The 12,277-nt window shown below is 68.4% G+C and carries 12 protein-coding genes; 3 read left to right on the top strand and 9 right to left on the bottom strand.

Translation table 11 applies throughout. The features are described from left to right. Positions 1-773 (bottom strand): ABC transporter substrate-binding protein (locus HCU76_RS31940; RefSeq protein WP_218511528.1); only part of this gene is annotated, 773 nt, incomplete at its 3' end. A gap of 164 nt (positions 774-937) precedes the next feature. Beyond that, complete coding sequence (locus HCU76_RS31935) at positions 938-2,845, bottom strand: hybrid sensor histidine kinase/response regulator (RefSeq protein ID WP_218511527.1); 1,908 nt, start codon at positions 2,843-2,845, stop codon at positions 938-940. Positions 2,846-3,026: 181 nt separating this feature from the next. Here HCU76_RS31935 and phnD point away from each other — a divergent pair, with 181 nt between their 5' ends. Together phnD and HCU76_RS31925 are read left to right on the top strand one after the other, a co-directional pair. Continuing rightward, entirely contained in the window at positions 3,027-4,019 is a 993-nt protein-coding gene (gene phnD, locus HCU76_RS31930; RefSeq protein WP_218511535.1) for a phosphate/phosphite/phosphonate ABC transporter substrate-binding protein, read from the top strand. 143 nt (positions 4,020-4,162) lie between these two features. Next, complete coding sequence (locus tag HCU76_RS31925; protein ID WP_218511526.1) at positions 4,163-5,062, top strand: restriction endonuclease; 900 nt, start codon at positions 4,163-4,165, stop codon at positions 5,060-5,062. Between the two features lie 107 nt (positions 5,063-5,169). On the opposite strand, the gene HCU76_RS31920 is transcribed toward HCU76_RS31925, so the two are convergent. Together HCU76_RS31920 and HCU76_RS31915 are read right to left on the bottom strand one after the other, a co-directional pair. Next, positions 5,170-5,331, bottom strand: a complete 162-nt coding sequence (locus HCU76_RS31920; protein WP_256354624.1) for a hypothetical protein — start codon at positions 5,329-5,331, stop codon at positions 5,170-5,172. A 96-nt stretch (positions 5,332-5,427) separates the two neighbouring features. Next, a complete protein-coding gene (locus HCU76_RS31915) occupies positions 5,428-6,324 on the bottom strand; it encodes an AraC family transcriptional regulator (protein ID WP_213958167.1) in 897 nt (298 codons plus the stop codon). A gap of 102 nt (positions 6,325-6,426) precedes the next feature. Between HCU76_RS31915 and HCU76_RS31910 the strand changes: the two genes are divergently transcribed. Then, positions 6,427-7,170, top strand: coding sequence for an SDR family oxidoreductase (locus HCU76_RS31910; RefSeq protein ID WP_218511525.1), 744 nt, complete (start codon positions 6,427-6,429; stop codon positions 7,168-7,170). 43 nt (positions 7,171-7,213) lie between these two features. Here HCU76_RS31910 and HCU76_RS31905 read toward each other — a convergent pair whose 3' ends face one another. The 5 genes from HCU76_RS31905 to HCU76_RS31885 all read right to left on the bottom strand — a co-directional run bounded on the left by HCU76_RS31905 (position 7,214) and on the right by HCU76_RS31885 (position 12,276). Beyond that, entirely contained in the window at positions 7,214-7,471 is a 258-nt protein-coding gene (locus HCU76_RS31905; RefSeq protein ID WP_213958165.1) for a DUF3297 family protein, read from the bottom strand. Between the two features lie 82 nt (positions 7,472-7,553). Continuing rightward, a complete protein-coding gene (locus HCU76_RS31900; protein WP_213958164.1) occupies positions 7,554-8,183 on the bottom strand; it encodes an SOS response-associated peptidase family protein in 630 nt (209 codons plus the stop codon). A 156-nt stretch (positions 8,184-8,339) separates the two neighbouring features. Continuing rightward, entirely contained in the window at positions 8,340-9,590 is a 1,251-nt protein-coding gene (locus HCU76_RS31895) for an FAD-binding oxidoreductase (protein WP_218511524.1), read from the bottom strand. Beyond that, positions 9,587-11,095, bottom strand: coding sequence for an aldehyde dehydrogenase family protein (locus tag HCU76_RS31890; RefSeq protein WP_213958162.1), 1,509 nt, complete (start codon positions 11,093-11,095; stop codon positions 9,587-9,589). Before HCU76_RS31890 ends, HCU76_RS31895 begins: the two co-directional genes overlap by 4 nt. Positions 11,096-11,118: 23 nt before the next feature. Further along, positions 11,119-12,276 carry a saccharopine dehydrogenase family protein gene (locus HCU76_RS31885; protein ID WP_218511523.1) on the bottom strand — a complete coding sequence of 386 codons (1,158 nt, stop codon included), beginning with the start codon at positions 12,274-12,276 and terminating at the stop codon, positions 11,119-11,121. Position 12,277: the final 1 nt, after the last annotated feature.

Genomic DNA, 12,277 nt, shown 5'->3' with positions numbered 1-12,277 from the left:
GCGCGCAGCACGGCAAGCGTGGCCGCCTGGTCGTCGCCGATCAGGTCGGGCAGCACCAGCAGCGCATCGCTCCTGGGCATCAGCGCCTTGAGCGCACGGGCGAGCGAGCGCGGATCGGCAGCGTATTCCACCTGCAAGTCCCAGCCCGGCGCGGCGCGCCGCACTTCCTGCAACAGCGGTTCCGATTCATCCGTGACGACCATGCCCAGCCGGCGCTTGCGCGGCAGCACGGCGTCCACCAGCGCGATCGCATCGGCCATGGCCGGGTCGCGCAGCAGCACGCCGACGCGGCGGTCGACGCGGCGCAGCGCGGGATGGTTCTTGAGGCTTTCGTAGTCGAGGCGGCTCAGCATCGCGAGCATCAGCGGCTCGGTGCCGGGCCGCTCCAGCGCGGCCTTGGCGGCGTCGGGGCCGACCGCGATGGTGATCGAGGCCGGCAGGGTGGCGGCGCCAGAGGCGTTGGCTCGCGCGCCTCGGGTGCGCACGCCGCCGCCGACACGATCGTCCTCCGCACCCGCCAGCTCGGTGGTCGCATTCGGCGCCCCCGCCGCGGTGCCCTGCGCGCCCACGCGCACCAGCGCGAAACTGCCGTTCGGATCCTGCGAGTCCTTCAATTGCCGCACGAACTCCACATGCGCCGGCAGGTCGTCGGCCTGCAGCACCGTGATGCCCACGGCGCGCACCGGCGTCGCCCACAGCATCGCCCACAGCAGCGCCAGGCACGGCGCGAGCCATACCTTGCGACCGGCGGCGACAAAGGGTGTGGGGAACATGGACTGCACAGCAGTGGTAGTTGAACCAATGTAAGGAGCGCGCGCCGGTTGCGCGATAAGGCAGACGAGTTATGTCTGCAAGCCCCTGCGGGAGGATGCCGCGAGGGCGTGGCGACAGGTCGGCCGAACGGTCTATCCCGAATGGAAGGTCCTGCGCCGACGCTTCACACCTTCTCGCCCAAAGCCTCGAGTTGCGCCGCGATGGCTTGCCGCAGCACGCGCGGCGACACCGGCTTGTACAGCACCGCGACGCCCGCGCTGGCCACTTCGCGCAGCCGGTCCGGCTTGGTCTCGCCGGTGACCAGCAGGCGGGCCGTGGCCGCGCCGATGCCGCGCGGATGCCGCTCCAGCGCCGCCAGCACGTCCAGTCCGTTGTCGCCTTCGCGCAGCAGCAGGTCGCTCACCACCGCGTCCGGCGGGCGGTCCCAGTGGTCGGCCAGTGCCAGCGCTTCCTCGCGGCTTTGCGCCGCCATCACGATGGCGCCCCAGTTCGACAGCACCACCTGCAGGCCTTCGAGGATGGTGCGCTCGTCGTCGATCACCAGCACCCGCACGCCGGCCAGGCTGGCCTCGCCCTCGGGGCTGGCGCTGCCGCTCTGCAGCACCGGCGCCGACTCGGCCGGTACCGCCGCGCGGATCATCACGCGCACGACAGTGCCGCACCGGGGCACCGAGCTGAGTTCCACGCGCGTGTTGAGCAGGCTCGCCAGCCGCTGCACGGTGGACAGCCCCAGGCCCATGCCGCGCGCGCCGGTGCTGCGCGCCGGACCGATCTGGAAGAACTCCTCGAACACCCGCTTCTGGTGCTGCACCGCAATGCCGATGCCCGTGTCGCACACGTCGATGCGCACCCCCTTGCCGCGCCGCCGCGCGCCGATCAGCACGCCGCCTTCGTGGGTGTGGCGCAGCGAATTCGACACCAGGTTGTTCAGGATGCGCGACAGCATCACGTAGTCGCAGCGCACCCAGAGGTCGGTCTTGCGCACCACCAGGCGCAGGTTCTGCTGCTCGGCCACGGCGCGGAAGTTGCGGCTGATCTCGTCGAACAGGCGGTCCAGCGGAAAGTCGATCCATTGCGGCTGCAGCACGCCGGCGTCGAGTTGCGACAGGTTCAGCAGTTCCGAGAACAGCCGGTCCAGCGAATCGACGCACTCGCGGATGTGGCCGATGCGCTGCAGCTTGAGCGGGTCGGTCTCGCCGTTGGAGAGCCCGTCGGAGAACAGTGTCAGCGCATGCAGCGGCTGGCGCAGGTCATGGCTCGCGGCGGCCAGCAGCCGGGTCTTGGCCTGGCTCGCGACTTCGAGCTGCTGGTTCTTGCTTTCCAGCTCGGCCGTGGCCTGGGCGATGCGGCTTTGCAGAAGCCGCTGGCTTTCGCCGAGGGCGCGCGCGGCCTGGTTGAAGCCGTGCTGCAGGCGACGCACCTCGGTCGTGCCGGTGATCTGCACGCTGGCATCCTTCCCGGCGCCCAGGCGGTCCACCGCCTCGCCCAGCTCGCGGATCGGCGCACTGATGCGCCGCGCCGCCCACCAGGCGGCCAGCCCGACGCCGATCAGGCTGGCCGCCAGCACCCCGAACACGTTGAGCCAGACGTTGTTCTTGGCCTTCTGCACCGCGTCGAGGCTGATCTCCACCATCACCTTGCCGATGGGACTGCCCTCGTCGCTGACCACCGCGGCCACCACTTGCAGTCCTTCCGCCTTGCCGGACTCGAGGCTCTCGGCGTCGGCCACGATCTCGCCGTCATGGGTCCAGATCTGCACGCGCTGCACCTGTGGCTGCGTGCTGCCCGACTGCGCTGCGCGCAGCAGGGCGCGCCGGTCCATGCGCGCCAGCGGTGTCTGTGCCATGGCGGCTACTTGCAGGGCCACCGTCTGGCCGTTGGCCCGCATCAGGTTGGTGACACTGCCCAGGTGCTGCCGGGTCAGCACCGCGATGGCGCCCAGCGTGGCCACGATGGCCGGCAGCAGGGCCAGCAGCACCAGCTGCTGCGCCAGCGAAAACTGGGTGAGCGTGCGCAGCGCACGGGCAGGGAAGGCCGGCGGGGGAGAGGGGGCCGTAGCGTCGGGTGTCACAGCATTGCAGTGTCAAGTAGTCAAAATCGTCACAAGTTGGTATTTAATTGTGGACCCGGCGCTTCTCATTTGACTACCGGACCCGACCCGAAGATAGATGCAGCTTTCATTCGTTCGCTCCAATGGCCCCGCGGTCGCGCAGCGTCGGGTCGATTGGCTGAAGCTGGTCGCTGCCTTTGCAATGGCCGTCTGGCTCGTCGGGCTGCTCATGATGGCGCGGCCCGCGACCGGACAAGTCGCGGCCAGCCCCACGGCGCCGGTGCGCTTCGGCATTCTGCCCCTCGGCGGCGCCTTCGAGTCGCGCAACGACTGGGAACCGCTGCTGGCCGACCTGAGTCGTGCGCTTGGAAGGCCGGTGGCGGTGCTCTCCGTCACGTCGTACGAAGCGCTCGAGCGCGCCATCGAGCGCGACGAAGTCGACATGGCCTTCCTGTCCGGCAAGATGGCGCTGGACACCGTCACGCAGCGGCGCATGACGGTCGTCGCGCAAGTGACGCGCCACGACGGCCTGCCGGGCTACCGCGCAACGCTGCTCACGCGCAAGGACGGCGCGCCGACGAGCCTGAAGGAGGTCCTCGACGACCCCGGCCGCTGGCGCCTGGCGCGCGGCGAGAGCCGGTCGGTGTCGGGCTTCATCGTGCCGCAACTGCAGTTGTTCCTGCCCAACCACATCGCGATGGAGACGCGCTTTCGCAGCGAGGTGGTCGGCACGCACCAGGCCACGGCGCTCGCAGTGGCCAACGGCGACGCCGACGTCGCGACCAACAACACCGCTGACTTCGAGCGCTTCACCCAGCAGTTCCCGGCCGAGGCGCAGCGCCTGCATGCAGTGTGGCAGTCCGACCTGATCCCGCATGCGCAGATCGTGGTGCGGCGCGCTTATCCGCCGGAGTTCCAGCGCAAGGTGCAGGCATTCCTGGTCAACTACGGCAAGGCCAAGGGCCCGGCGGGCGACGGCGAGCGCGCCACGCTGAAGTCGCTGCACGACCTGGCCGGCTTCGTGGCGGCCGACAACACGTCCTTGCTGCCCGCGGCCAAGCTGGCCTATCAGCTGGCCCTGCAGAACGCGCTCACGGCGCAGTGGGTCAACGAGGCGGCCAGGCAGGCGCGACTGCTGCGCATCGAGAACGGGTATGCAGAGCAGGTGGGGGCGTTGAGGGGTGCGGCGCCTTGATTCATCGAGCGATCCGTCGGCGACTCCCTGGCTAGCGTGGCGGACTGGTTCAGCGTCCCCGTCTCCTGAGGTCCGTCCGGAACGCTGCGCGATCGGGTCGTCCGGTTACAGTTACGTAACAATTTCAACCTCGTTTTTTTTGCATGCCGCGCCGCAAGAAATCCAGCCCTGCCGAAGACTTCATCGACCTCGTCTCACTCCTGCCCTGGTACGTGGGGCTGGCGCTTGCGCTGGTCAGCTTCGTACTGCTGCACAGCGCGGCGACGCCACCTTCGTTTGCGGTGGCAAAGCCCGGCGACCTGACCGGTGTCGTGGTTGGCTCGGTCTGGCCCATGCTCGCACGCATTTTTCAGTACCTGGTCCCCGCCCTCTGCGTGATTGGCGCCGCGGTTTCCGCGTGGCGCCGCCATACCCGCCGCAAGCTTGTCGACAACGTCACGCGGTCAGAGGCAGCAGACAGCCTGGATGGCATGACCTGGCGCGACTTCGAGAAGCTCGTCGGGGAAGGCTTTCGCTTGCAGGGATACGGCGTGCTGGAGAACGACGGTCCCGGACCCGATGGCGGCGTCGACCTGGTGTTGCGCAAGGGTGGCGAGAAGTACCTCGTGCAATGCAAGCAATGGCGTGCGTTCAAGGTGTCGGTGCCTGTCGTGCGCGAGCTCTACGGCGTGATGGCCGCGAGCGGGGCGGCCGGCGGATTCGTCGTGACCTCCGGGCGGTTCACGGCCGAAGCGCAGGAATTCGCCATGGGGCGCAATATCCGTTTGATCGACGGACCCAGGCTGCAGCAGATGCTGCGTCAAGCCAAGGTATCCAGGCAACCTGCCGCGGCGCCAGCGGCGACACCGCAGGTCAGGCCAAGTCCGGCCGCATCGACATACGCACCGATTCCAGCCGTCGAAACGCAAGCCCCCGCGATGCACGCACCCGCGTGCCCGAAGTGCAGGCAGCCGATGCTCCGCCGGACCGCGAAGAAGGGCGCCAACGCCGGGAAGGACTTCTGGGGGTGTTCGGAATATCCGCGTTGCAGGGGCACTGCATAAGCGCTGCGCCTTACTGATGCAAGCCGCGTCGGTTCGGTGAACCGGCTGCAGAGCGGCGAGGTCCGCGAGGTGCAGGCTCACGGAAACCGCTGCGTGTTGCTGATCTGTCAGTGCGCCAGTACAAACGGGTGGACCTGAATGTCGCCATCCGGGAACGAGGCCACCAGCTTCAACTCACCACCCAGCGCCATGACGTAATCGCGGAGAGTGCTGACGTACATGTCGTCACGGCGTTCCAGCTTTGAAACAGCGGCCTGTTCAACATTCATAACGTTCCGGCACCAACAGCCGACTTCGGCACTCAGCCGGGATCGCAGTGCAGCAGTCGCCAGGCCATTGGCGATCGCATCGCCACACGCGGCACATCACCCCCCGCGCGCGTAACGCCCCGGCGGCAATCCCACATGCCGGCTGAACGCGGTACTGAAGGTGCTCGCCGACCCATACCCCACACGCTCCGCAACCTCCGCGATCCCGACGTCGTTGCGCCGCAGAAGATCCTTCGCGATGGCCATGCGCCAGGCCAGCAGGTACTCCATCGGCGGCAAGCCCACGGCGCGCGTGAATCGATCGAAGAACGCCGAGCGTGACAGCGCGGCCTTCTTCGCAAGCTGGGCCATGGTCCAGGGACGCCCAGGATCGCCGTGCATCTGCCGCATCGCCTGCGCCAGCCGCGCATCGGCCAGGCCGCGCAGCAAGCCGGGCGGCGCGTCTTCGCCCGAGCTGGAGCGCAGCGCCTCGATGAGCAGCAGTTCCACGAGCCGCGTGAGCACCAGTTCGCGGCCGGACCGGCGTTCGCTGGATTCCTCGCCGACCAGCCGCACCAGCACCGACAGCCGCTCGACGCCGCGCACATGCACCAGCGTCGGCAGCAGCGACACGAGCAAGGCCGCGTCGGGTGAATCGAAGACGAAGTAGCCGCCGAGCAGACGCGCGTCGGGTTGCCCGCCCCGCGTGCCGTGGCGCACCTCGCCGGTGGATGCAGCCGTCGCTTTCGGATCGATATGCACCGGCGTCACCGGCTCGAAGCCCGACAGCACGAAGCCCGGCGTCGCCGGCAGCAACACGAAGTCGCCCGCTGCGAGCGCGACTGCTTCCTCGCCATCGACCGCGAGCCTGCAACTACCCGAAAGCACCGCACAGAAGCTGGGCTGGCCGAAGTCGGAGTAGCGCACGCCCCAGCGACCGGCGCCGCTGATGCGCTTGGAGAACACGGCACGGGGCTGGAGAAGCGCAATGACTTCGGAAAGCGGGTCGTTCATCAGTTGGACGATTGCAAATGAAATCTGGACTTTGCATTGTAGATAGTCCAGCGCACGCCCGATATCGTTGAGGCCATGAACACAACCACCAAGCAAATCACCATGAAAACCGCACTCATCACCGGCTGCTCGTCGGGCTATGGCCTGGAGATCGCGCGCCACTTCCACGCGCAGGGCTGGAACGTCGTCGCCACCATGCGAACACCCAACGAAGACATCCTGCCCCGATCCAGCAGGCTCCGCGTGCTGGCCCTCGACGTGACGAAGCCCGAAAGCATCGCCGACGCGATCGAAGCAGCCGGACCCATCGACGTGCTGGTCAATAACGCGGGTATCGGCCTGCTCGGCGCCTTCGAGGCCACGCCGATGGCGACGACCCGCGAGCTGTTCGACACCAACACCTTCGGCACGATGGCGATGACGCAGGCGGTGCTGCCGCAGTTCCGTGCGCGCCGCTCGGGGGTGGTGGTGAACGTGACCTCCAGCGCGACCCTGGCGCCGATGCCTTTGGTCGCCGTCTACACCGCGAGCAAGACGGCCATCGAAGGCTTCACCGCGTCGCTGGCTTTCGAGCTTGAAGCGTTCGGCGTCCGCGTGAAACTGGTGGAGCCGGGCTATGCGCCGACAACGCGCTTCGCGAGCAACGGCGGCGCGCGCATGGAGGGCTTGATTCCAGAAGCCTATGCGCCCTTCGCACAGCAGGTCTTTGCCGCGTTCGCGCAGCCGGCCGCGGTGACGATGGAAGGCGATGTAGCCGAAGCGGTATGGCGCGCCGCGAACGATGAGTCCGGTCAGCTGCGGTACGCGGCGGGCGCCGACGCGGTGGCGCTGGCCTCATCGAAATGAGGGCTCGGGCAGTCTGAGGTTCCTGCAGGCAGGCGCCCGCTTGCTACTTGTAATAAACCTCCACCCGCCCCTTCAACTTGATCAGCAGCGGCTTGCCCTTGCGGTCGAGCGCGCGGCCGGCGGGGACCTTGATCCACCCTTCGCTGACGCAGTATTCCTCCACGTCGAGCCGGTCCTTGTCGTTGAAGCGCACGCCGATGTCGTGCTCGAACACGGCAGGCACATGGTGCGGACTGCGCGTGTCGATGGAGAGATGGTCGGGCAGCGGCGGCCGGGGTGCTTGGGTTGTTTCGTCGGTCATGGTGTCGGGTTTCTTGAACGCGTCATTTTCGTTCGAGGGAATTCCCCGGCATGAAGCGGCCCGGGGAGGGCGGCAGGATGGGCTACGAGGCCTGGCGCACGGGGTAGCTTTCGACGGGCGTGCGCAGCAGCTTGCCGAGGTCGTAGGGCCGCAGGCAGGCGGCCGCTTCTTCCACCGGGCAGTGCAGCCAGTCGTCGAGCCAACCCTCGCGCAGGAACACTGCGCGGCGTCCGCCGGCATGCTCCTCCGAGGGCAACGTGAGCAGCGCGAAGCTCTCCACGCATTGGCCGTCTGGCGCGCGCCAGCCATTCCAGAGCCCGGCCAGCGCGAGCGGCTCGCCGTCGGCGCGCGTGACGCGCACGATGCGCTGGTCCTGCTCGCCGCGCCGATACAGCGCGTCGGCCAGCACGATGCAGCGGTGGCCGCGCTTCCAGGGCTGCAGGAAGTCGCGCTCGCCGGCCGCCGACTCGGCGGCCGCCTCGAAGGTGGCGGGATAGTCCGCCGTGCTGGAGAACAACGGGATGAGTCCCCAGCGGCCCAGCGCCGCTTCGTAGCGCGAATCCGGTGAGGCGCCGCCCCGGTCGCCGCGCGGACGGCGCACGAACAGGCCGCGCTCACCGGGCCGCACCAGCGGCTCGGGCGCCAGGCAGGTGAGCTGGAAGCGCTCCTGGTAGTGGCGCGTATCTCGGGCTGACTCGTAGACGATCGTCATGGGTGGCTCGGTGGACGGGTTCCGGCTCGCGGGGGTGTCAGGGTCGCGGGCCCGATTTTGTACCGGCCGAAGGCGCGTCCGGCCCCCGATTGATGCGCACAATCCCGACTTTTTGAAGCCAATAGGCGCTTCGGGCCGGCGCGCGAGAACCAAAGTTCACAAGAAGCGCGAGGCGCGAAATGGCGCCGGATCGAAGGCGCAGGCCTCGCCCGCCATCATGGCGCCCAGCAGCGCCGCCGTGCCCGGCCCGGTGCTGAAGCCGATGTGCTGGTGCCCGAACGCGAGCCACAGGCCTGCATGCCCCGGGCATTCGCCGATGATCGGCCGGCTGTCGGGCAACGTCGGCCTGCTGCCCATCCAGGGATCCGCTTCGAGCCGCTGATCGAGCGGAAACGCCTCCCTTGCCGCGCGCTCGGCCAGATCGAGTTGCACGAAGTTGCGGGGCGCATCGCGTGCCGCCAGTTGCACGCCAGTGGTAAGACGCAGCCCCTGCGCCATCGGCGACAGCACATAGCCGCCGCCGGTGTCGTAGATCGGCCGCCGCAGGGATGCGCCGCCCGCGGCGTCATAGTGCATGTGATAGCCGCGCTCGAAGGCCATCGGCACGCTCAGGCCGAGTGTCTTCTTCGCGAACTCGCGGGTCCACGGCCCGAGTGCAAGCACCACGCGCGCGACCTCATGCACCGCGCCGCCTTCCTCGGCAACGCGCCACGCCTCGGCTTGCGACCGTTCGATCCGTTCGACAAGGGCCTGGCGGATGCGGCCGCCGCGTGCGCGGAACAGTTGGGCATAAGCCTCGACCACCCGGCCCGGGCTGTCCACCGACGCCGCATCCTTGATCCACAACGCGCGCGGAAAAATCGGCTTCAGGTGCGGCTCGAGTTCCGACAGTTCGCGCGCATCGAGCGCCTGCGTGGCAACGCCGAACCTGTCGTAGGTCTCGCGTGACCGGCGGCCGGCGGCAAACGCTTCCTCGGTGCGATAGAGGAACATCCATCCGGTGTCTCGCAAACGATGTGCGACACCGGCCTCCACCAGCAGCCGCCGATGCGCGTCGCCCGAGAGCCGGATCAAAGCGTCGAGCGCCGTCGCGGTCTCCTCGAAGACGCTCGCCCGCGCCCGCGACACGAAGCCCAGCGCCCAAGGCAGGTTCCGCGCCATGAACAGCGGGTCATAGCGGAAGCTGGCCGAGGTGTTCTTCAGCAGCTTGGGCAAGGAAGCCCAGAGCCCCGGATTGTTGAAGGGCACGAGCGAACTTCGCGCGAGCACGCCGGCGTTGCCGTAGGAGGTCTCGCGGCCCGGCGCGCTGCGGTCGAGCAACGTGACATCGAAGCCGCGCCGCTGCAATTCGAGCGCGCAGGACACGCCCACGATGCCGGCGCCAAGGATGGCAACTGTGTTTTTCATGCGGAAAACGAAATGCCCTGCGCCAGTGGCAGCTCCCTGGAGAAATTGATGGTGTTGGTCGTGCGGCGCATGTACTGCTTCCACGCATCGGAGCCGCTCTCGCGGTCGCCGCCGGTCTCCTTCTCGCCGCCGAATGCGCCGCCGATTTCCGCGCCGCTCGGCCCGATGTTCACGTTGGCCATGCCGCAGTCGGAGCCGGCTGCGGAGATGAAGGTCTCGACCTCGCGCATGTCGTTCGAGAAGATGCAGGACGAGAGACCCTGCGGCACGTCGTTGTGGATTGCGATGGCCTCGTCGAAGTCGTCATACGCGAGCACGTAGAGCAGTGGGCCGAAGGTCTCGTGGCGCACGATCGGGGTCTGCGCGGGCATATCGACGATGGCGGGGCGCACGTACCAGCCGTTCGGGAATTCCTCCGCCAGCACGCGCTCGCCGCCCGCGAGCACCTTGCCGCCTTGCGCCTTCGCAGCGGCCATCGCGTCCTGCAAGGCGTCGAAGGCCCGCGCGTCGATCAGCGGCCCGACCAGCGTGCCGGCCGCCAGCGGATTGCCGATGCGCAGCGCCGCGTAGACGTTCAACAACTTCTCCAGCAACGCATCCTTCACCGAGCGATGCACGATCAGCCGCCGCAACGAGGTGCAGCGTTGGCCGCAGGTGCCCACCGCGCTGAAGAGAATCGCGCGCAGCGCCATGTCGAGATCCGCCGCGGGCGTGACGACCATCGCGTTGTTGCCGCCCAGTTCCAGGATGCGCCTGCCGAAGCGGCTCGCCACCTTGGGCCCGACGATGCGGCCCATTCGCGTGGAGCCGGTCGCCGAGACGAGCGGAATCGCCGGGCTGTCCACGAGCATTTCCGCCAGCGGCGCTCCGCCGATCACGATCTGCGCCAGCCCGGGCGGCGCCCGGTCGCCGAAACGCGCGATGGCGCGCTCCAGCGCCTTGAACGTGGCCAGGCCCGACAGTCCTGCCTTCTCCGACGGCTTGAAGATCACCGGATCGCCGCACACCAGCGCCAGCGCGGCATTCCACGCGAACACGGCGCTCGGGAAGTTGAACGCGGTGATGATCGCCACCGGGCCGAGCGGGTGGTACTGCTCCATGATGCGGTGGCCCGGCCGTTCGGACACGATGGTCCTGCCATGCAACTGTCGCGACAGCCCCAGCGCGAACTCGCAGATATCCACGCCTTCCTGCACCTCGCCGAGGCCCTCCTCGATGATCTTGCCGACCTCGATGGACACGACCCAGCCGATGTCCCGCCTGGCCTGGCGCAGTTCCTCGCCCCACAGGCGCACCAGCTCGCCACGCACCGGCGCGGGCACCAGGCGCCACTGCAGGAAGGCGGCCTTCGACCTGGCGATGATGGCCTCCACCTCGTCTGGCGAGGTCTCGCGCAGTCGGGCCAATTCGGCCCCGTCGACTGGCGAGCGCACGGCCAGCGTGCCTCCCTGGATATCGCCGGGCGCAATGCCGCAGCGCTGCAATACGGACAACAGTTCACTCATTTGCTTTTCCTCGATGGATGCGTTCAGGCGTGCACGGGTTCGGCCCGGGCCCGCGGGCTCCGTGGGGATGCGCCCATGCCCTTGCCGCCCAACCCCTCGTAATAGTGCCCGACCTTGGTCGCGAGAAACTGCGCGAGCGGCACCTGCTCCTGCCCCACGAAGCCCTGCGCCGGAAGCTTGCCCTGCAGCAGCAATTCGAACACGCCCACCACGCCCGCCGCGGTCGTCAGCTCGATGGCCGTGCGCTCCTTGCCGCGCAGTGGCGAGCCGAACACGCGGCACACGCGCGTCTCCTGCTCGAAGCGGCCGTCGCGCAGGCCCGATGCCGATGCGAACAGGATCACCACGTCCTCGCGGCTGTGCGGCACCGCATGCTCCAGCACCTGCCGCAGCAGGTCGCGCCGCTCGATCAGGCGCAGGTCGTGCAGCAGGAAGTCCATCGCGTCGCGGTGGCCGGGGTAGCGGATGGTCTTATAGTCGAGATTGCGCACCTTGCCCTGGAGCGTCTCGCACAGGGTGCCGAGCCCGCCCGAGGTGTTGAAGGCCTCGAAGGCTTCCGCGTCGAGCGTGAAGGTCTCGTGGCCTTCCATCGCTTGCACCGAGACGCGCTGGCCGTTGACGATGGCATCGCACGGGTTGCAATACTCGTTGATGACGCCGTCGATGCTCCAGGTGAAGTTGTAGCGCAGGCTGTTGGTGGCGTTGCGGGTGAGCGCGCCCACGCGCAGCCGCAGGTCGTAGAGCTCGTCGAAGTGGCGCGCGAGTTCGCCGCCGAGCATGCCGATCACGCCGGGCGCCAGTCCGCATTGCGGCATCAGCAAGGCGGTGGCATCGCGCGAGAGCTCGCGGATGGCCCGGGTCGCCGCGACGTCCTCGGTCAGGTCGAAGTAATGCACGCCGCACTGCGCCGCGGCCGTCGCCACGCGTTGCGCGAGGTAGAAGGGCAGGCAGTTGATCACGGCCTGGTGCGCCGACAGCGCCGCGTGCAGCGCCTCGACGCTCTCCACGTCCAACGCGATGCGGCGCACCAGCGCATCGTTGTCGTGGCAAAGGCCGGGCTTCACGTCGGCCAGCGTGACCGGCAGTCGGTGATGCTGCGCGATCATGTCGGCCACCGTGCCGCCAACCTTGCCCGCGCCAAGCACCAGGACCTCGTGGATGTCGTGCAGCTTCCTGGTCATG

Origin of the sequence: Variovorax sp. dw_308 (assembly GCF_019207085.1) — a bacterium.
In the GTDB taxonomy this organism is placed as follows: Bacteria; Pseudomonadota; Gammaproteobacteria; order Burkholderiales; family Burkholderiaceae_C; genus Variovorax.
Note: the sequence above shows the minus strand (reverse complement) of the source record. Positions and strands in the feature narration are given on the sequence as shown.